The following is a 21,003-nucleotide window of genomic DNA, read 5'->3' on the forward strand; positions in this document are numbered from 1 at the left end:
TTCTGGTCGGTGTGTATTGTCCCTGGTAGACATTGGGCGATATACACCGATTTTACGCAACTGGTTACAAGTAACAGATCCGGCCAGCCCTAAAAAATAAGGATAGCTTTTTGAACCTCCGTGATCTTCTCTGGTGAACAGGCAGGGTGCGCAAATGTCCGACTGCACGCCGGGCGGGATTGGGCCTTGAGGGCGGAAGGATCGGGCAGTCTTGACGTTATTCACCTATTGTTTGTTTTTTTTAAGGTGTTCATGAGCTCCCTACGGGCGGTTTTGGTTACCTTTTGTGTCAAGACAATTTGCGTTAGCAATCATTCACACCAAACCTTTTTTAAGCCCTCCCTACCGGGGAGGGTTGGGTGGGGCCTCTTCCCGCGGCGACTGAGCACGCCGATGATCTAAATTAAGAATAATGATTGTTGGAGCAAAAATAGCACATTGATTACCAGCGCACCTGATATGCTGCAGACTTGCTGAGCGCAAAAGGTCCCTCCTCGCGTCGGGATGACATGATGGATAGGTATTTATCATTGAAAATCAATAGCTTATCATCAGAAAAGATAATGGGCGTATTCTATTATAAATTAAGGCTTCGAATGCCAGTCGACAAACTAAAACTATTATACCCCATACTATTCGTCATAGAGCCCATCACTTTAAGATTTTCAGGATTCAGAACTTAAACGCCTCAAGACTCCCGGCTCAAGACTCCCGCCTCAAGACTCCCGGCTCAAGACTCAAGACTCCAGACTCCCGGCTCAAGACTCCCGACTCAAGACTCCCGGCTCAAGACTCAAGACTCCCGACTCCCGACTCAAAAAACCTATTCGTCAGATCTGTCGTTAATTATAGCCGGATTGCTGTTTGTATTGTTCACCGGTTTCTTTTTGGGCGGTGTTCTTCTTCTGCGGAAGATATTTTTAAAAAATTCGTTAAACGTATCAAAATCACGGCGGTAAACTAAACCCAGGCCGTTAACATACTGTACACCCAACTGCTGGTTAATGGTATTGAGGGTTGTACTATTTAATACCCTGTAAGAGTAAGTGGCCAAAAGGCTTCCGTCGGCTTTAATCAGGTACTGTACGCCAAAATCTTTGGTCAGGTTACTAAAGTTCGAATTAAACAAACTTTGGTTATTGCCAAAAAGTTCATTGCTGCCCTGCGCATCGTATAAGCTACCGTTAATTAATATCCTGTCGTTAAAAAAATGCAGCGACGCGCTGGCATCGCTGGTGGAGCGGATGTTAAGGTCGAAGTTTTTAATGTTGGATTGAGCGATAAAACTATTCAGCTTATTGAAAGCAAACTCGCTCAACGCATCTTGAGCCGTTTGCCTAACCTGGCTGGTTAAGGTGTTGCTGCTTGTTCCCGAAGCAAAATTTCGGCGTACAATTAAGCTCAAAGCCTGCTGGCTACGATTGGTATAATCGTTAAGATAGGTGCCCAGTTCGTCTTTAATAGACGGATCGGTGGGGAAGTTAAAGTCGAAATCAAACTGTGGTTGCGTAAGCGATTTCGTCAGGATCAGTTCGGCCTGCACCAACTCCTGCTGGTTTTCTTTTGGCGATTGTAGGCCCGCTGCCTGGTAAAGTGCCGCAATGTTGGTTCTAACCTCGTAAATAGCTTTTAGATTGATTTCCGCATTTGACGGATTTCCTGTCCAGCGAATAGTTCCGCCCTGGTTTACCTGGAAATTTTTGGTGATAAAATCCTTCGCGGTAAATTCAAATTTGCCGGTAGATATTAAAAAGTCGCCGTACATATCAAAGTCGCCAAGGCTGTTTATTTTTAGGCTTAAACCGTTGGCCGTACCACTGCCGGTTAAAAGGCCGTAGTCGGTAGCTATTTTAACAATTGTTTTTTCATCGGCCGATAGCTCAAAATTTAAGGTAACCCCTTTAAACGAGTTTTCGCGGCTAATGAGCTTCGTGGTATCTTTCGAGCTAACAAAGCGGATAAAATCGTACTCGGCGGCCTTGCTCGATGTGTTTAACGGGATATTGAATACCGTGCCGTCCTGGGTTTTTGCCTTGATATCTATCCGCATATTATCAATAGGGCCAACAAAGCTAAAGTTGCCTGTGCCATAAGCGGTACCGTAATAAATGCGGTTATCCTTAAAGGTAGTATTGAGCGCCAGCAGGTTGGTGGCTTTAAGTGTAACGTTTAAAGTAGGGTTCGAAATTTCAGTCAGGTCAACAGTACCATTGGTTACACCTTCGCCGCCGCGGCTATCCCTTAATACCAGGTTATTAATTTTAACCACACTGTTTTCTACCGTAACCTTATCGTTAATTACATAAGGTGTTTTTAAGTAATTAACCGTTAGCCCCGTATTTACAAAGGTTAAGTTGCCGTTGATGGACGGCTTGGATAAAGTTCCGGTCAGTTTTAAGTCCGATGATAGGGCACCTTTTAAGTCTGATATCAGGCTCTTTACAAAAGGCTCAATAATAACCGCTTCGGTTTGGTTCATGGTTAAGCTAAAATCCAGGCTGTTATCCGCCGAGGCCAGGTTGTAAGTACCGGTGGCATTTAAGGTTTCGAGGCCGCGGTTCATGATGTTGATTTTGGTATTCAACACCTTGTTGATGTTATCAAGCTGGGTTACAAACTTTACATTACCTATTAATGTTTTGTTAAATGCCAGCGAATCAATGGCCAGGTTTGATTCGATGCCCGGTTGCGTAGTTACTGCCGAAAGTTTAACATCGCCGTTTAAGGCGCCTTTTAAAGCTATACCAAAGGGCCTGCTTAACTGGTTAAGTGTTGCCATGTCAAATTTGCTGAAATTGACGCCCAGTATATCTTTAGGGTCTGCCGATAAAAAGCCGTCGATGGTTACCTTTTGGTTGCCGTTTGAAATTCCGAGCCCGTCAATCTGGGTGCGTCCCCCGGCCAGAAACCTGATCCGTACCTGGTCTTTTAACTTCCAAACGTTATGTTCTAAGATGATGTCTGATGGTAGTAGGGATAACTTGGCCGTCGTATCTTTACCAAACTGCACCAGGCCATACAAATCCAACTGGTTGGTGGCGTTTTTATCGGATAGCTTAATGTTGAAATTTAAGCTGTCGCGCTTTAAAAAATTGGTAATGTTGATGTTTTTAATAAACAGGCTGTCGGTGAGGTCAACCTTGCTCAACGATAAGTTGAGATCCAGCATATCATCAGTCGTGTTTTCATCGATAATCAGATCATGAAAAACAATTTTATCATATTTAAAGCTTTTAACCGAGCCTGTTAAAATTGCAGTTCTATCCACCGAGTTAAATTTACCCTGGAAGGTAGCCGTGTCGGTTAACTTTAAAGCCGGTACAAATAATATACTTACCGGGTTAAGGTTCTTGATTTTTAAATTAAACTCAAAATTTTGGGGTTTTACAATCACCGCGGGTATGGCTAACGATGGGATATATTTTTTGGCTACCGCTTTAAAGTAGGCCGGGAGCGATGCCAGGTCGTAATTACCTTTTAAGCCACCATCGGCTATGTCCGACCGTAAGATGAGTTGGCGGTCTTTCTCTTTGCCGCTGGCAGCAAAATAAATTGAGTCAACCAGGAAGTCGGCATGGGGTTTTACCAGCCTGATGTTTTTTAACAGGATGCTGCCATCAATATTATTGATGTTATTGCCCGAAAAATTGCTGGTTAAATTGGCATCTACGGTAATGGTATCCTTGTATAGTTTTAATTTATTGAGATTGGCTCCTTTAATAGCTGCTGTAAAGTTAAATACCGGCAGCGCGGGGTTTAAATTAACGTTACCGTTAAAGTCGAGGTTGATGTTATGGTCGTTTATTAAAACTTTTCCATCAAATTTCTTTTTTTCAAAGGTGCCGTTTACGCTCAGGTTATTGTAGCGGTAGCCCTTAAAATCAAAATATTTTATTTTTGCATCAAGCTGCTCTGTGAGCTGTTTAAGCTCGGTGCCCCTGCCTTTAATATTGGCTGTTAAAGTGGTTCGGCCCAGTATATCCTGGTTCAGCAAATCGCCAATGTTAAAATCAAAGGTAGTGAGTTTGCCGCTGTAGCTTGGCACATTGGCTTTATCCAGCTTTAAGTTAATATCCGAGTTAAACCTGCCCAACCTGGTTTTAAACTCGCCATAAGCTATAAAATCGTTTTGGAAACCGGTAAACTGCCCTTTAAAGTTGATGTTGCCAAACTTGGCTATAATATCGGGCACGTGCTGGTTTTTTTTGCCTGTAAAGCGGCTGTACAGCAGGTCAATGTCCTTTTTATTGGTAGCTATTTGTTCAAACTGCAACTCAAGGAAGGTTTTATCCCAGTTAGGTAAACCCTTCAAGCTAAAATCGCCTTTAATGTAGGTGGCCTGCCCGGCGGTAACCGTTAGCTTTTTGGCTTTTAAGTTATTTACCAGTCCCTGGATGCGGCCATCAATGCCCAGGTCGAAATACACTTGCTGCAGGCTATTGGTAAAATAAGCTACATCTAATGATGATATGCGCGATTCTTTAAAGTCGGCATCCATCTTTACCGTGTTCTCAAAGTCGTCAAAATCATCAAACGAGTTAAACCTCATCCTGAAATAGTTTTTCAGGTTCGAGCGGTTGGTTTGTATAAACAACTGCTTCAGCAATATCTGGTTGGTATCAACAGTGGCATTGGCCACAAAATGTTTTACGTAAAAGCCAGTTTTTTCTTTCAGGCTCAGATCGTGAATGTTGGCTTTAAACAAGTGATTTTTTAAGTCGATGTCTGTGAGTACGGTTGTAAATTGCTGTACGTCAACATCGTTAAAGTTTACCTGCTGTGTGCTTACTTCGTTGCTTAAATAATTTTTATAACGGAAACGTAAATTATTGATTACCAGTTTTTCAAAATTGATGGTCCAGGGTTTACCCTTGGTTTTTACGGTATCTTTAGATTTAAAATGGTTGATGATGAAGGAGAGGTTGGTAGAGCTGTCCTTTAGTTTTTTGAGGTAAAAGGACCCGTTATCCAGTTGGATAACCTTAAAATCAATAACACGCTTTTTGATGCTGCTAAAAATGTGGAAGTTTGCCAGTTCCACGGTAAGCAGAGGCGTTCGGAGCAGGGTGTCCTTTTGTTGATCTAACACAAAAAGATCCTCCAACACAATGGATGAAAATGGTTTTATGTAAAGGCTTTTAATTGAAACGGTTGTACCCAGCTCTTTGGATAGGTAAGCCGTGGCCTTTTTTGCCGCCCACGTTTGTACAGGCTTGTACTGTAGTGCAGCCAGTAGGATACTGATGATCAATATCAATATCAAAAAGATCCAGAGCGTTATATTGAGTAGTTTTTTAATAACTTTGCAAAATTAATTTTTTCTATTGTGCCTGTTATTTTAGGAATCGAGTCTTCGTGTGATGATACATCTGCTGCCGTTTGCGTTGATGGCGAAATTTTGAGCAATGTAATTGCCAACCAAACCATTCATGCAGCCTATGGCGGCGTTGTGCCCGAACTGGCTTCACGCGTACATCAGCAAAATATAATTCCCGCAGTACAACAAGCACTATTAAACGCAAAAGTAAGCAAAAATGATATTGATGCGGTAGCTTTTACGCGCGGGCCCGGACTTTTAGGTTCACTTTTAGTAGGCGTATCATTTGCCAAGGCTTTTGCTCTCGGAAAAAAGCTGCCTTTAATTGAGGTAAATCATATGCAGGCGCACATACTGGCCCATTTTATTGATCATCCTAAGCCCGATTTTCCATTTCTGTGCCTTACCGTATCTGGCGGGCATACACAAATAGTGTTAGTAAAAAATTATTTCGACATGGAGATTGTGGGCCAAACGATGGACGATGCGGCGGGCGAGGCTATGGATAAAACCAGCAAAATATTAGGATTGCCTTATCCCGGCGGCCCGCTGATTGATAAATATGCCCGACTGGGTAATCCGGATGCTTTTAAATTTCCCGAGCCTAATATCCCCGATTTTAACTTTAGCTTCAGCGGATTAAAAACCTCGATATTGTATTTTATCAGGGATGAGGTAGCCGCCGACCCGCAATTTTTACAAAAGCGGATGAATGATATTTGCGCTTCGGTAGAAAAACGCATCGTTACCATCTTACTCAACAAGTTAAAAAAAGCTGCTTTAACCTATAACATTACAAATATTGCTTTAGCCGGCGGTGTATCGGCCAATACCGGTTTGCGCCAGGGCCTTACCGATTTAGGGAGCCAGATGGGCTGGAATTGCTTTATACCCCAATTTGCGTACTGTACCGACAATGCCGCTATGATTGCCATTGCCGGGCACTATAAATACCTCAACCATGATTTTGTGGGGCAAAATGTTGCTCCTTTGGCGCGTATGCCTTTTAATTAAATAAATATGAGTGCTCCTTCGTTAATCTTCTTTGGTATTTTTGTGTTGCCGCTTGTCGCCTTTTTAATCTGGCTGATGCGCCAGGATAAAAAGAAAGGTGTAGCCGGTTTAATTGTGCTGGCCATTATGGTGATAGGTGCCATTACCTACATGTTTATCATGACCAAAGGGCAGTAAGGTGGGGGGCATAGTACACACGTGCAGAAACATACCCCTCCATTACTCTCGAGAGGGGAATCGAGCTTTCCCGCGCTTTGTTTTTAATTTCCCCTGCTGCTGCAAGGGGGCACCACGCGACAAACGACGCAGCATTGCCATTTTTATCAATCGCCCGCATAGAACACACCCCTCCGCCCCTCTCAAGAGGGGAATCGCACAGGCCTGCACTTTGTGGCCGGATCAGTATTACATAGATCAAAATACCTCAAAGCTCATACATCAAGGCTCATGACTCTTGGCTCATGACTCAAGACTCAGAACGTAAGACTCAGAACTCATGGCTCAGAACTCAAGGCTCAGAACTCCAGACTCATGGCTCAGAACTCCCTACTCAGAACTCCCACTACAGCCTAATTCGCTTTTTCCCTGATCATTAACCAGGCATGCTTCAGTAAGGCAACCAGTTCGTCCAGTTTCATCGGTTTGGCAATGTAATCATCCATGCCGGCGCTGATACAGATCTCCTTATCTTCAAGCATGGCGTTGGCCGTCATGGCAATGATGAAGGGCTGTTTAAACTTTCCTTTGCGTATCAACTGGGTGGTTTCCAAGCCGTCCATTTCGGGCATTTGCACATCCATTAAAATTACGTCGTAGGTTTTAAGCATCATTTGCTCGAGCACTTCGTAACCGTTGGCGACTATTTCAATGGTGTAGCCCATCTTATTCAGTATACGTTGAATTAGTTTTTGGTTGATCAGGTTATCTTCGGCAACTAAAATACTCAGCGGGTGCAGCAGTGAGAAACCCCCTTCCAGCGTATTGGCCGATTTTTCTTCAGTTGATTTTTCTTCCCGCTGGTTGCCAAGCTCGGCCCTAATGCTTTTACTTAACTGGCTCTGCTTGGCGGGTTTAACCAATATCGATGCAAACAAGCCGGGATTTTTTTTACTGCTTTCGTCTCCAATGGAGCTCAGCATAATAACAGGCAGGTTGCTGTGCACGTGTTTAATGGCTTTGGCAAGCCCTACACCATCCATATCCGGCATTTCCATATCGGTTATCACCAGGTTAAAGCTGTTGTCGGCGGCTAAAATTGCAAGGGCCTCTTTGGCTGATGATGCCGTAACCGGTATCAGTTTCCATTGCTGTAATTGTGTTTTTAAAATGGTTAAGTTGGTTTGGTTATCATCAACAACCAATATTTTTTTACCCTCAAGCCCATCCATGTTTACAGATACCTGTATGCGTTTAAGCTGCGCGGTACTGATTTCGGCCTTAATTGAAAAACTAAAAACCGAGCCTTTGCCAAAATTACTTTCAGCCCAAATTTCGTCGCCCATCAGTTTAACCAGCCGCTCGCTGATAACCAGGCCCAGGCCGGTGCCTCCGTATTTGCGCGTAGTTGACGAATCCACCTGCGAGAACGGCTTAAACAGGTTGGATAGTTTCTCTTCGGGTATACCTATGCCGGTATCGGTAACGGTAAAAGCCAGGTCGATCCCACCATGATCATCTTGCTTGAGCAGGGATATTTTCACAAAAACTTCGCCCTTTTCGGTAAACTTAATGGCATTGTTGATCAGGTTGATGAGCACCTGTTTCAGCCTTAGGCTATCGCCTATAATCTGGCGGGGCACGTTATAATCAATTTCATAAATCAGATCGATGCCACGTAAAGCCACTCTGGGGCCAAACAAATCCATTACCTCCTCGATGCTGTGCCGCAGGTCGAAATCAATATGCTCGATATCCATCTTACCCGATTCAATTTTCGAGAAATCCAGGATATCGTTAATCACGTTAACCAGGCTATCTCCGCAGGTGATAATCGTTTCGGCATATTCCCGCTGTTCAGTATTCAAATCCGTTTCAACCAGTAGCGATGCCATCCCGATCACGCCGTTCATCGGCGTCCTGATCTCGTGGCTCATGGTGGCTAAAAACACACTTTTGGCTTGGTTGGCCTTTTCGGCTTCAAGGCGTGCGGCCTGTTCCTGTATCTTTTGTTTGTTAAGCTCCTCGTTCAGTAAATGGAGGTTTTCCGATTGCGAATTGAGCTCTTCGGCCTGCGAATGTAATTCTTCGGCTTGTGCCTGCAGCTCTTCCGATTGTACCTGAAGCTCTTCATTTAATTCCTGAAGCTGGTTAACCTTCTGTACCACTTCTGCTGTGCGCTCGGCTACCTGTTTTCTGAGTATTTTTTTTTGTTTTTTAACGCTGTTAATGCGGCTGCGGTAAAAAGCATAAGCTGCGCCCAGTATAACCATGGCCGTTGCTATTTTAAACCACCAGGTATCCCAAAAGGGTGGTGTGATGGTTACCAGGATAGCTGTTCCGGTTTCGTTCCAGATGCCGTCGTTATTAGATGCCTTCACCCGGAATGTGTAATTGCCAGGGTCTAAATTGGTATACGATGCCCTTTTTAAGTGTCCCGCCTGTACCCAACCCGTATCAAAGCCATCCAGCTTATAGGCGTACGAGTTGTTTTCGGATATAACGTAGTTTAGGGCCGCGTAGTCAAACGATATGGACGATTGACTGTACGATAAATTAATCTCTTTGGCAACGCTGATCTCGGTTTTTAAGGGCGAGTGAGGTCCGCCTGCAACGATGCTTTTATTAAAGATTTGGAAACCGGTAAGATACACCGGCGGCACAAACTTGTTGCTTTTAATTTGATCGGGATAAAAAGTTGTAAGCCCCCTGGTTCCACCAAAAAAGAACTCGCCGTCGCTGGTCTTCAGGTACGCGTTTGTTTCATATTCCAGGCCCTGCAAGCCGTCGCGTATACCGTATTTTTTGACCGATGCTGTTTCCGGGTCCAACTGTGTTAGTCCGTTAGAGGTAGAGATCCATAAGCGGCCATGCTTGTCTTCAATAATGCCTTTGATAAATTCGGTAGCCAAGCCGCCTTTTTTGGTATAGAGCTCAAAACTGTTTGTTTTGGTGTTAAACAGGTATAAGCCTAACTGGCCTATCCACAAGCGTTTTTTATGATCGGTAAAAATTACCCTGATATCAGACGGCACATCACCCTGATTAAAATAATGCGAGAATTTTTTGGTGTTTAAGTTATAACAGTTCAGGCCTGCATCGTCGGTTCCAAACCAAACATGGCCTTCCGCGTCTTCGCCAATAGCTAAAACGTTGTTGCCCGATAAGTGGGTAAGGCCGTCTGCATCCTGGGTGATATGTTTAAATTGATGTGTTTTGGCATCAAGCAAATTAAGCCCGCCAAAATAAGTACCCACCCACAGGTTGCCTTTACTATCCTGGAAAATTTTTTGAATAAAGTTTGAACTGATGGAAGTTTTATTCTTGGGGTTGTTTCTAAATGCTGTAAAAGTTCCGCTTTGCGGGTTAAAAAGATTTAAGCCGCCGCTCCAGGTACCCACCCAGATATTTTGATCCCTATCCTGCAAAATATCCATTACCGCGTTCGAGCTGATGGTACCCGGAAGGTTAGGGTTGAACTGATAGTGCCTGAAAGTGTTTTTTTTGCGATCAAATAAGTTCAATCCGCCACCGTCTGTACCCACCCAAATGTTACCGTTTTTATCTTGGCAAAGTGTTTTTACATCATTATAACTAATGCTTTGAGGATCTTGCTTTTGGCGGTACAGGTTAAATTTGGCCGCCTGGGGAGCATACAGGTTAACGCCGCCGCGGTGGGTGCCTACCCACAGGTTGCCTTGTTTGTCTTCAAATATGGCCGATGCGGAAGTTTGCGATAAACTGGCCGTGTTGCCAGGATCGTCACGGTATTTGCTGAAGTTTTTATTTACGCTGTTATAACGGTTTAAGCCGCCGTTAATGCAGGTAATCCAAATATGGCCGGCCTTATCGCCTAAAATACTTTTTACAACATCGCTTCCTAAACTTAGCGGATCCCGGTCATCGTGTTTTATCTGTTTAAATGTTTTGGCTTTTAAATTAAACAGCAAAACCCCATTATCTTTGCTACCCAGCCAAAGGTTGCCTGCCGTATCCTGGGCTATGGCCACTAAATTGTTGCCTTGGGCGCCGCCCGGGGCATATTGGTAAAGGTTGAATGTTTTTGTTATCGTATTAAACAGGTTTAAACCGTTTTGCGTAGCTATCCATAAGCTGCCCGCCTTATCCTGAAAAATATAGTTAACAGTATCGTTACTTAAACTGTTGATCTGGCCGGTTTGATGGCGGAATTTGATGAACTGGTTTTTTTTATCATCATACAAGTTGAGGCCACCACCGGCAGTACCCAACCAAAAATTTTGATTCTTGTCCAGGCAAATATGGGTAATAAAGTTGCTGCTTATGCTTCCGTTATGACGCGGATCGTTTTTAAAGCGGGTAAAGTTATTGGTGCGCTGGTTAAAGCGGTTTAGTCCGTTACGGGTACCAATCCATAGCTGATGGTTTTTATCTTCACAAATGGTACGAATGGTATTGTCGCTAATGCTGCTGTCGTCATTAGGGATGTTTTTATAAACAATAATTTTAACACCATCGTAGCGGTTTAAGCCATAACGCGTACCAAACCACATAAAGCCCCGGCTATCCTGAAAAATAGCGTCGACATCGCTGTGCGAAAGGCCCTGCTCGGTGCTAATGTGTTTAAACTTTAAATCCGGAACCTGCGCAGAGCAATTGCGCGGATTTAAAAAGCAGACTAAACAAGATAGCAAAATTGTAAAAAAAAACATATGCGCGTTAAAGCGCTTTTGCTTAAGGGCTATCATAGTTTAACAAGCTTAATTACGCGGTTAAGAATTTAAAAATTCTCGAGGTTGCTTTGTTATACGTAACGATGGGCGAAAGGTTTACTTAAAGTCAACTTATTCATCTTCTGCGAAAGTTAATACGTAACCGTTAATATCCTTCACCGAAAACTCTGTAGCCCCATAAAAGGTTTTTTCGAGGCCATGTAATATGGTAATCTGATCTTTAACAGTTTCAAAAAAATCCCGGATGTTTTTCAATTTAATGTACAACAAAAGCGATCCGCCATCGGTACGGTTTACCTCGGGTAAGGCGTCTCCCAGGCTTTCAAAGGTTTGCAGCATAAACGTCACATTGCCGTTCATCAGCATAGCCCAGACAAAGTTGTCTCCTTCTTCCGGTACGCTTGCGATGAGATTAAAGCCTAATAACTGGTAAAATTGGATACTGGCGCGAATATCCTTTACGAAAATATTTGGAGATAACGATTCCATATCATTGGTATTGATTAACGTTTAAGTTAAATATACAATGATTATGTAAACAAAATAGCCCGTCGCCTAATGTTTTTTTACCACAAAATATTGGCCGGTCCGCAGCCAAAGCTCCTGTGCAAAAAATGGCCTCACTACCTCCGGAAAAGCCTCTTTTAGTGTTGATTTAGCTGCCTGATATCAGGTTGAGATATGCCTTGCGTCATTTTATTGCCATTGCTTTGTCCGCATATTTGTTTAACAAATTTCAACGCCATGTTAGGTTATACCATCAAGATAAACCAGGTAATAACATTTATTATCATTATCGCCATGATTATTTTAGCTATCCTATCAGCCATCAAAGTTTATGGGCCGGCTTTAAACCAGTTTTATCATTAGCATACATTTATAACCCATGTTGCAGGTTATTGATAAGGGGAGATTGCACCCGTTGCAAAAGCCTGCAACCTTGTTAATTGACTTACCTCATCAGTTCTGGATGCTATGATACGATATCCTGTCAAAATCAACAATGCAACGAAGCTCATCGTTGTAAGCGTTATGGTTATCATTGCTATAATTTTGGCCTTTAAATTATACGGGTAGGGCAGGTGCACAGCCTAATCGAGCGACCGGAACCTCAAATCCCCGTGTAAGGATGGTGCCGGGTTTTGCTTGTTCTGCAAAATATCAATGCTTTCTTTTTTAGTAGAAATTTCTCCGTAACTGTGTTTTGCAGGTGTGGCCGAGCGGTTTTTAGGTAATGTTTGGCCAGGGTTATTGATGTTACAGCCTGTAATAAAAAAAACGGATATCAAAAAAAGCAGTATACCCGCTTTGGAGGGTATACCACTTTTTAAAATATTGTTTTTCATAGTGATAAGGTATAGGTTATACAAATGTATTTAATGCAAAATGCGTTTCCTATACGTACCAGTACTGATTTTTAATGTTTAAACATTAAATAAAGGGCCTATAAAAAAAAGCTCCCCGGAATACCGGAGAGCTTTTAAATATTAGCGCTTTAAGCTACGGCCTTTCGGCATCAGCTTAATTAAGCATGTTGTTGCCTGCGGATGATGTTTAAAGCGCCACCGGCTTTAAACCACTCGATTTGCTGTGCATTGTAAGTATGGTTTACTTCGATGGTATCGGTTAAGCCGCCTTTATGGTGTATCACAATATGCAAAGGTTTGCCAGGAGTAAAATCCTGTAAGCCGATAATATCAAAAGTATCATCTTCTAATATTTTATCGTAATCGGCAGGGTTTGCAAAGGTTAGGCCCAGCATACCTTGTTTTTTAAGGTTGGTTTCGTGTATCCGTGCAAACGATTTTACCAGGATAGCTCTAACACCAAGGTGACGGGGCTCCATAGCCGCGTGCTCACGTGATGAACCTTCGCCATAGTTTTCATCGCCCACTACGATCGATCCGATGCCATGGGCCTTGTAATCGCGCTGTGTAGCCGGTACTGGTCCGTATTCGCCGGTTAATTCATTTTTAACGGTATCAGCCTTGTCGTTAAAATAGTTGATGGCACCAATTAACATGTTGTTTGATATGTTATCCAGGTGGCCACGGAACTTTAACCATGGGCCGGCCATCGATATATGGTCGGTAGTACATTTGCCCTTAGCTTTGATCAGCAACTTCAAACCTAAAATATCGGTACCTTCCCAGGCAGCAAACGGATCAAGCAGTTGCAGGCGGGTTGATTTAGGATCAACCTTCACTTCAACAGTGCTGCCATCTTCGGCAGGGGCCTGATAACCGGCATCCTCTACCGCAAAACCTTTAACAGGTAATTCAATACCCATAGGCTCATCAAATTTAACTTGCTCGCCATCGTTATTGGTTAAATAATCGGTAAGCGGGTTAAAAGTTAAATCGCCGGCAATGGCAAAAGCAGTTACGATCTCCGGCGAAGCCACAAACGCGTGGGTATTGGGGTTACCATCCTGGCGTTTGGCAAAGTTACGGTTAAACGAAGTAATGATCGAGTTTTTGCGCGAAGGGTCATCGGTATGACGAGCCCATTGGCCAATACAAGGGCCGCAGGCATTAGCCAATACAACGCCGCCCATGCTTTCAAAAGTTTTAAGGTAGCCATCGCGTTCAACGGTATAGCGTACCAGCTCAGAACCCGGTGTAATGGTAAACTCGGCCGATGTTTTGATGTTTTTGCTGATGGCCTGGCTGGCTATAGAAGCCGCGCGGGTAATATCCTCATAAGATGAGTTGGTACATGAGCCTATCAAACCAACTTCTAATTTAGTAGGCCAGTTGTTTTCTTTAACTGCTTGCGCAAATTTTGAAATAGGCCAAGCCAAATCCGGTGTGAAGGGGCCGTTTACATGCGGCTCCAGCTCGCTCAGGTTAATTTCAATAACCTGGTCAAAGTATAATTCGGGGTTAGCGTAAACTTCAGGGTCGCCGGTTAAGTGTTCTTTAACCGCGTTAGCTAAGTCAGCAATATCGCCACGTTCAGTACCGCGCAGGTAAGCTTCAGATTTGGTATCATAACCAAAAATAGAAGTAGTAGCGCCAATTTCGGCACCCATATTACAAATGGTACCTTTACCAGTTGCCGATAACGATTGTGCACCTTCGCCAAAATACTCTACAATAGCGCCGGTACCACCCTTTACAGTCAGGATACCTGCCACACGCAGAATAATATCTTTAGCCGATGTCCAGCCGCTCATTTTTCCGGTTAATTTTACACCAATCAGCTTAGGGAATTTAAGTTCCCAGGGCAATCCGGCCATTACGTCGCAGGCATCGGCACCGCCAACACCAATGGCAACCATACCCAAACCACCCGCGTTAGGCGTGTGCGAATCGGTACCGATCATCATTCCGCCCGGAAAAGCGTAATTTTCTAAAACCACCTGGTGTATAATACCTGCACCCGGTTTCCAGAAACCGATACCATATTTATCCGACACCGAGGCCAGAAAATCATAAACTTCTTTATTTTGATCTTTCGCTGTGCTCAAATCCTTATCGGCACCAATTTTAGCCTGTATCAGGTGGTCGCAATGTACGGTTGATGGTACGGCTACTTGCGGGCGGCCTGCTTGCATAAATTGCAAAAGCGCCATTTGCGCCGTAGCATCCTGCATGGCAACGCGGTCTGGTGCAAAATCTACATAATCAACACCACGGCTGTAAGCATGTGTAGCTGCGCCTTCGGTAAGGTGGGTGTATAAAATTTTCTCAGTAAGAGTAAGGGGTTTACCTACCGTGTTACGGGCTGCTTCGACGCGACTGCCGAGGCTGGCGTAAACCTTTTTAATCATATCTAAATCAAAAGCCATTATATTGATTTTATGGGTGAAAGTAAATAAAAAGTGGATTTTTAAGGCCACTTTTTAAGGTTTGGGCGAATTTACAAAAAATGCGAAGTAAAAGAACCCTTTATAGGTGTCAAGTTTTATTTGGATATATTCTAAATAACAAACAGCAAGGGCGCATCATTACAGATAAATTGGTGACTGGCCTTTTTTATGCCGCTCGCATAGTACACACCCCTTCGCCCCTTGCCATTTCCATCAATCGCTCGTATAGAACACACCCCTCCGCCCCTCTCGAGAGCATAGCCGTCAATTTAAGTAGCTGTACTCATATATTGTTGATTTTCAGTTATTTAATTTTTAGGCGCGGTTTGCCCGCATGGGCAAACCTATGTATTTTTACTCTCATATTTTTCGTTTTTTAAGGCGGGGAGGTTTAGATGACCCCGCCTTTCTTATTTTTGTTTAACTATCTAAATATAGTATTTAAATATCTAATAATCAAATACTTATTACAATTTCTTCTATTTTTAACCTATGTTTTCTGTGCTCTTTTGAAAGGTGCTTTAAGTTTAATTTCTCCAACAGAGCTAACCACTTTGAGCATATCCCTAAAAGCTGCGCTCGCAATTCTTCTTTCGTAGAAGCGATTAGTCGATGCACCTTTAAAACACTAATTTGACCTATCTTACCGATAGCCATGCATATTTTCCAACTCAAAACTGCCCAGATCAACTTACTGTATAATATACTGGTTATACGATCCGAACTTCCTTTGGGGAACGTGTGTATCTTTAAAAACGACTTCCATGCTTTAAAAACCAATTCTATCTGCCATCGCAGGTGATATAACTTTTGGATCAATTCAGCGCTATATTTTTCGCTCACCAGGTTGGTAACAATAAAGTTAAACCCTGCCCGCTCTTTGAATCCCTTACTGGTGGTACTGCCTTTCTTTTTATTGTACTTTTCAGTATTGGCTATCCGCCTTGCCTTGAGCTCTTCACTTACCGGTTCTATTATTATCCTTACCGGCATCTTATCAGCTCCGATATATACCTGTTGATCAAATACCGCCGGTTATGCCTTGTAGTTTCGACAACTCTAACTTTTGGTATTGGTCGTCCTTTAATAGATAAATCGTTGTTTTCGGACATAATTTATTAATAAAGAAAGCTTTGACTTTGTTAATATTGTTCATATAACTCAAGTGAGTGTAACCCAGATCTCTCATATATAATACCCCCGGCTGAATTGATGCCTTGTCCAGATGACTCTCACCCTGGTCATTTGCGTTGGCCGGAGTTACTTTGATATCGCTTTTACCACTTTTGATTTCAAATTCAAATTGTACAGATGCTCCCGCTTTCATCCCACTTCCTTTTGTTCCGGGGAATGTCTCTGCAATAACTTCCGGCAACGCGAAACGGGTAGAATCTTTGATACGGATCTCCAAGCCCTGTGTTTGCTCTTGCGGTAACTCAACTGCTATTAATTGCTCAAAAACGGCTTGTACAAACTTTGTCATATTGCTGTGATGTCTTTGATGCAATGCCTGCTTCGAAATATCAAGCCCATCCCTCCGCATTAACTGCATACTCATGCCGTTAAACGATTGATCTCCATCAAATAACGCCATATCCAATAGTTCCTTGCCTCCCACTTTTCGTTTGCGTTGTATAGCCTCTGTTTTACGGGCCAGGCCATCTAACACCGTTGGTTCAAATAGTTCCGAACTCATTCGCTCGAATAATGACTGCAATTTTGCAGTTCCGATTCTTGCTCTAAAAAAATTTTATCCCTTTTTTTTCTAAAGTTGACGGCTATGCTCTCGAGAGGGGAATCGCACGGGCCGCCGCTTTTTTTTATATTACATTGATAATGAGCGATTTATTCAGATCCCTCTTGAGAGGGGGTGGGCTGGGCATTGCGGCTGCAGGGGTGTGTTCACCGAGCGACGAACTCTGCAACCTGAGTGAACTGCTTAAATAATGGTAGCGTACCTACGGGCGGCTTTGGACTGCCCGATCCTTCCGCCCACAGGCCAGTTCCCGGCCCGGCGTGCAGTCAGGCCTTTGCGCACTTTTCCTATCTGCGCTTGGTAATCTATAAGGTTCAAACGTCATCCCTGTTTTTTTTCAAATGGCCGGGTCTGTCACTCATAGCCCGGTGATGGTCGTGCTGGCAAGAACCCTAATTTGATTACGATACATTAAATTAAAAGGGGTACCGAGAGATTGGCGGATTAGCGCGTAACACCTACATTTTTGTCGCAATACCCATTTATTGCGACACTTTTGGATGAGTTTTTGTCGCAATACTTAGTATCGCGACAAAATAAAATTTACAAAATTCAGGCAGGCCATTTTTTAACAGCTATTTGTTAGCTGAGCCCTTGTCATGAAAATCATTCTATCAGTGAATGTAAGATCACTAAATTTAACTCCACATCTATCGGCGGCTAATACCAGGAATTATTTAAACCTAATGGCCTTAACCGGCGATATGCTGCTCACCAGCATTGACGGAACAATGAGCACCAGCAAACAGATAACCAGTGTACCGATGTTAAGGAACACAATATCCTGCCAGTCGATCTGGATGGGCACAAAGCTCATGTAGTAGGATGCCTGGTCGAGCTTAAACAGGTGTGTTTTAAACTGCAGCATGCCCAGGCCCAGGCCAAACACATTACCTAACAAAAGGCCGAAGCCGATGAGGAAGAAAGCATTGGTTAAAAATATTTTCTGGATGGTCCAGTTGGTGGCGCCCATGGCTTTAAACATCCCAATCATGCTGGTACGCTCCAGGATCATGATCAGCAGGGCAGATATCATGTTAATTACCGCCACCAATAACATCAATATCAATATAATACGGGTGTTAACATCCAATAGCTGCAACCAGTCGAAAATGGTTTGGTAGCTCTCGGTAATGGTAACCGAGCGCAAGGCCACCGGGATGATATTGCCGATAGCCGAATTAATATTGGTTAGCTGGTTAAAATCGGTCACCCGTATCTCGTAGCCACCAATCTGGTTATCGTTCCAGTTGTTGAGCCTTTTAATCAACGAGAGGTCGCCAATCACAAAGGTTTTATCAACTTCCTCTACGCCGATATCAAAAATGCCCACTATCCTGAATTTACGTTTCCGTAAAGGCTCCTGTACAAAATACATTAAAAAATCATCACCAACTTTAAGCTTTAACCGGTTAGCGGTGTATTGTGATATCAGGATCTGCTTCTGCGCATCAACCGGATCTTTAAAGTTAATTACGGTGCCCGTTACCAGCATCGCCTTGATAAAAGCCCAGTTGTAATGCTCATCTATCCCTTTCATCACCACGCCTTCAATTTCGTTATTGGCCTTGATGATGCCGTTTTTGGTAGCAAAAGGCGCTATGCTCACCAGCTGCCTGTTGGCCCTGCACCGGCTTACAAAGGTATCGTTAGCGGTAATGGGCGAGTTTTCGAACGAGGCATTTAAATCGAGCTTGGCAACCTGGATATCGCCCGCAAAGCCGCGGATCTTCTCGCGCACCTCGCTTTTAAAACCCTTCACTATCGCTACAGAAAGTATCATCACACCCAAACCGAGCATAATACCAATAATGGCAATGCGCACTATCAATTTAGAGAAGGTACGCTTGGAGCGGAACGAAATGCGGGAAGCTATGAAAGAAGCAAAATTCAAGACAGGAAACGTTTTTTTTGTACTTTAGCAAATATGCGGATTTTTTTGTTGGTTCATAACGAGTTCGGCAGTTGAGGAAGCTTTGTTAACTACATCACGCGTTTTTTATCAAAATATCAAACCCGAAACAACATAGCCACACAACCTAATAACTCAATAACATAATAACCAATAACAGCCTCATAAACAATAACCACTATTTAACACACAATGATGAAGATAATATTTATGGGCACCCCGGAGTTTGCAGTAGCATCGTTAGATGCGCTGGTTAAGGCGGGCAACAATATAGTGGCTGTAATAACCGCGCCTGATAAACCGGCAGGCAGGGGGCAAAAAATAAACGAATCGGCGGTAAAACAATACGCGGTAAACAACGGCCTCAAAGTTTTGCAACCCGAAAAACTGCGGAACCCCGAATTTTTAGCCGAGCTGAAGGCTTTACAAGCCGACCTGCAGGTGGTAGTAGCCTTCCGGATGCTGCCCGAAGTGGTATGGAGCATGCCGCCCAAAGGCACCATTAACCTGCATGCCTCGTTATTACCGCATTACCGTGGGGCCGCGCCTATTAACTGGGCGGTTATTAATGGCGAAAAACAGAGCGGCGTAAGCACTTTTTTTCTAAAACAGGAAATTGATACCGGCGATATTTTATTTACCGAGAGCGTACCCATTAGCGAAACCGATACCGCCGGCGACCTGCATGATACCCTGATGGCTACCGGAGCCGCCTTATTGGTTAAAACCGTTAAAGCCATTGAAACCGGCGACTACCAGGAACAGCCCCAGCAAGCTTTAGCCGAAGGCATTGAACTGAAACACGCCCCCAAAATATTTAAAGAAACCTGCGAAATAAGCTGGCTGCAATCTACCGAAAGTGTGTATAACCTGATCCGCGGGTTAAGCCCCTATCCTACGGCCTTTACAGTGCTGAACGGCAAAGTATTCAAGATATTTAAGGCCGATAAGCAAATGAGCGAGCCCGGCATATCAGCCGGTGGCTTTTTAACCGACCAGAAAACTTTTTTAAAATTTGCCTGCACCGATGGCTTTATATGCCCCACAGATGTACAACTGGAAGGCAAAAAACGCATGGGCATTGAAGAGTTTTTGCGCGGCGTAAGATTATAATTTTTGGGGATTACACTGATTTTATTTTTTGATTTCACCGATTCGATTTGGTGATTACACCGATGGGATGGTTTGGTGATTCTACGCGGTTTACCGTTAGTGCAAATCTTGGAGATCATCAATTAATATATGCCTTCCTAAATCCCTGTAATCAAAAATCATCTAATCAGTGAAATCACATTTACAATCGGTGTAATCCCAGAAAATCTAATCAGTGAAATCACATTTACAATCGGTGTAATCCCAAAAAATCTAATCGGTGAAATCATATTATAATCGGTGTAATCTCAGAATAATGTACGATTTTTGCGGCAAACTGTAATTTGTTATTCCATGGCTTTAAATACACGTATAGCGCAGCTTAATCAAGAAATTGAACCCTTGCGCAATCAATTGATCAACCATCCCTTATATAAAAGCATCAGCACTATTGATGATCTGCGCATCTTTATGGAGCATCATGTTTTTGCCGTGTGGGATTTTATGTCGCTGCTGAAATCGTTACAACAAAAACTTACCTGCGTTAACATCCCCTGGATACCGGTAGGCAGCGCCAATACCCGTTATTTAATTAACGAAATTGTGGCTGGCGAAGAAAGCGATATCGATCAGCATGGTAACCGCACCAGCCATTTTGAGCTTTATTTAAAAGCGATGGAACAAGCGGGTTGCAGCGAGCTGGCCATCAGTAATTTGCTGCGCGGACTTAACGTCGGCACACCTGTTGACGCCGCGCTTAATGAGGAAGGAATTTTTACCCCCGCCCGGTTATTTGTGCAACATACCTTTAACATAATTAACCACACGCCCGACTATATCCAGGCTGCCGTATTTACCTTCGGTCGCGAAGACCTGATCCCTTCCATGTTCATCAGCATGGTGAAAGAGATCAGCAAACAATTTCCAGGAAAGGTAGATACCCTGCTGTATTACCTGGAAAGGCACATTGAAGTTGACGGCGACCACCACTCGCAACTGGCCTACCAAATGACCACCGAACTTTGCGCCGACGATGAAAGCCGCTGGCAACAAGCTACCGAAGCCGTAAAAGAAGCACTCCAGGCCCGTATTGATTTTTGGGACGGGATATTGGAAGCGATTTCTAAAACCATGGTATCCCTATAAGAGAGAACGGGGTGGTGAGGTGCGTTTGCGGTTTGGTAATGAGCTGTAGATAATAAACATCAACCTTCACTATTTTTTCCTCTC

13 protein-coding genes are annotated in these 21,003 nt (G+C 43.5%); 5 read left to right on the plus strand and 8 right to left on the minus strand.

Annotation, left to right across the window (positions count from 1 at the left end; genetic code table 11):
• Window positions 1–823: 823 nt before the first annotated feature.
• The gene (locus tag MUCPA_RS28570) at window positions 824–5,251 is read right to left on the minus strand and encodes a translocation/assembly module TamB domain-containing protein (protein ID WP_040628271.1); all 4,428 of its coding nucleotides are present in this window, start codon (window positions 5,249–5,251) and stop codon (window positions 824–826) included.
• A 75-nt stretch (window positions 5,252–5,326) separates the two neighbouring features.
• Here MUCPA_RS28570 and tsaD point away from each other — a divergent pair, with 75 nt between their 5' ends.
• Together tsaD and MUCPA_RS37960 are read left to right on the plus strand one after the other, a co-directional pair.
• Window positions 5,327–6,331, plus strand: a complete 1,005-nt coding sequence (gene tsaD, locus MUCPA_RS28575) for a tRNA (adenosine(37)-N6)-threonylcarbamoyltransferase complex transferase subunit TsaD (RefSeq protein WP_008511273.1) — start codon at window positions 5,327–5,329, stop codon at window positions 6,329–6,331.
• A gap of 6 nt (window positions 6,332–6,337) precedes the next feature.
• A complete protein-coding gene (locus MUCPA_RS37960) occupies window positions 6,338–6,508 on the plus strand; it encodes a hypothetical protein (RefSeq protein WP_008511274.1) in 171 nt (56 codons plus the stop codon).
• Window positions 6,509–6,900: 392 nt separating this feature from the next.
• Here MUCPA_RS37960 and MUCPA_RS28580 read toward each other — a convergent pair whose 3' ends face one another.
• Together MUCPA_RS28580 and MUCPA_RS28585 are read right to left on the minus strand one after the other, a co-directional pair.
• Window positions 6,901–11,214 carry a hybrid sensor histidine kinase/response regulator gene (locus MUCPA_RS28580; RefSeq protein ID WP_008511277.1) on the minus strand — a complete coding sequence of 1,438 codons (4,314 nt, stop codon included), beginning with the start codon at window positions 11,212–11,214 and terminating at the stop codon, window positions 6,901–6,903.
• A 96-nt stretch (window positions 11,215–11,310) separates the two neighbouring features.
• A complete protein-coding gene (locus MUCPA_RS28585; RefSeq protein ID WP_008511279.1) occupies window positions 11,311–11,688 on the minus strand; it encodes a VOC family protein in 378 nt (125 codons plus the stop codon).
• 255 nt (window positions 11,689–11,943) lie between these two features.
• Here MUCPA_RS28585 and MUCPA_RS39350 point away from each other — a divergent pair, with 255 nt between their 5' ends.
• Complete coding sequence (locus MUCPA_RS39350; protein ID WP_008511281.1) at window positions 11,944–12,069, plus strand: hypothetical protein; 126 nt, start codon at window positions 11,944–11,946, stop codon at window positions 12,067–12,069.
• Between the two features lie 221 nt (window positions 12,070–12,290).
• On the opposite strand, the gene MUCPA_RS28590 is transcribed toward MUCPA_RS39350, so the two are convergent.
• The 5 genes from MUCPA_RS28590 to MUCPA_RS28610 form a co-directional block, all read right to left on the minus strand.
• Complete coding sequence (locus tag MUCPA_RS28590) at window positions 12,291–12,545, minus strand: hypothetical protein (protein ID WP_008511284.1); 255 nt, start codon at window positions 12,543–12,545, stop codon at window positions 12,291–12,293.
• 179 nt (window positions 12,546–12,724) lie between these two features.
• Window positions 12,725–14,992: an aconitate hydratase gene (locus MUCPA_RS28595; protein ID WP_008511286.1), complete on the minus strand. Its 2,268-nt coding sequence runs from the start codon at window positions 14,990–14,992 to the stop codon at window positions 12,725–12,727.
• 477 nt (window positions 14,993–15,469) lie between these two features.
• Window positions 15,470–16,006 (minus strand): transposase, encoded by a 537-nt coding sequence (locus MUCPA_RS39000; RefSeq protein ID WP_040626597.1) that lies wholly within the window; start codon window positions 16,004–16,006, stop codon window positions 15,470–15,472.
• Between the two features lie 28 nt (window positions 16,007–16,034).
• Complete coding sequence (locus tag MUCPA_RS39005) at window positions 16,035–16,709, minus strand: hypothetical protein (RefSeq protein WP_040626599.1); 675 nt, start codon at window positions 16,707–16,709, stop codon at window positions 16,035–16,037.
• Window positions 16,710–17,442: 733 nt separating this feature from the next.
• Window positions 17,443–18,663, minus strand: coding sequence for an ABC transporter permease (locus tag MUCPA_RS28610; RefSeq protein WP_008511288.1), 1,221 nt, complete (start codon window positions 18,661–18,663; stop codon window positions 17,443–17,445).
• 213 nt (window positions 18,664–18,876) lie between these two features.
• Between MUCPA_RS28610 and fmt the strand changes: the two genes are divergently transcribed.
• Window positions 18,877–19,794, plus strand: coding sequence for a methionyl-tRNA formyltransferase (fmt, locus tag MUCPA_RS28615; RefSeq protein ID WP_040626601.1), 918 nt, complete (start codon window positions 18,877–18,879; stop codon window positions 19,792–19,794).
• Between the two features lie 333 nt (window positions 19,795–20,127).
• Window positions 20,128–20,919: a DUF3050 domain-containing protein gene (locus MUCPA_RS28620; RefSeq protein WP_008511291.1), complete on the plus strand. Its 792-nt coding sequence runs from the start codon at window positions 20,128–20,130 to the stop codon at window positions 20,917–20,919.
• Window positions 20,920–21,003 lie beyond the last annotated feature (84 nt).

The sequence above is a fragment of the Mucilaginibacter paludis DSM 18603 genome (assembly GCF_000166195.2).
GTDB classification, from domain to species: domain Bacteria; phylum Bacteroidota; class Bacteroidia; order Sphingobacteriales; family Sphingobacteriaceae; genus Mucilaginibacter; species Mucilaginibacter paludis.

Excerpts from the sequence above, each read along its gene's own strand:
- MUCPA_RS37960 (WP_008511274.1), top strand. The coding sequence starts at position 6,338 with ATGAGTGCTCCTTCGTTAATCTTCTTTGGTATTTTTGTGTTGCCGCTT.
- MUCPA_RS28580 (WP_008511277.1), bottom strand. The coding sequence starts at position 11,214 with ATGATAGCCCTTAAGCAAAAGCGCTTTAACGCGCATATGTTTTTTTTT.
- MUCPA_RS28585 (WP_008511279.1), bottom strand. The coding sequence starts at position 11,688 with ATGGAATCGTTATCTCCAAATATTTTCGTAAAGGATATTCGCGCCAGT.
- MUCPA_RS39350 (WP_008511281.1), top strand. The coding sequence starts at position 11,944 with ATGTTAGGTTATACCATCAAGATAAACCAGGTAATAACATTTATTATC.
- MUCPA_RS28590 (WP_008511284.1), bottom strand. The coding sequence starts at position 12,545 with ATGAAAAACAATATTTTAAAAAGTGGTATACCCTCCAAAGCGGGTATA.
- MUCPA_RS28595 (WP_008511286.1), bottom strand. The coding sequence starts at position 14,992 with ATGGCTTTTGATTTAGATATGATTAAAAAGGTTTACGCCAGCCTCGGC.
- MUCPA_RS39000 (WP_040626597.1), bottom strand. The coding sequence starts at position 16,006 with ATGCCGGTAAGGATAATAATAGAACCGGTAAGTGAAGAGCTCAAGGCA.
- MUCPA_RS39005 (WP_040626599.1), bottom strand. The coding sequence starts at position 16,709 with ATGAGTTCGGAACTATTTGAACCAACGGTGTTAGATGGCCTGGCCCGT.
- fmt (WP_040626601.1), top strand. The coding sequence starts at position 18,877 with ATGAAGATAATATTTATGGGCACCCCGGAGTTTGCAGTAGCATCGTTA.
- MUCPA_RS28620 (WP_008511291.1), top strand. The coding sequence starts at position 20,128 with ATGGCTTTAAATACACGTATAGCGCAGCTTAATCAAGAAATTGAACCC.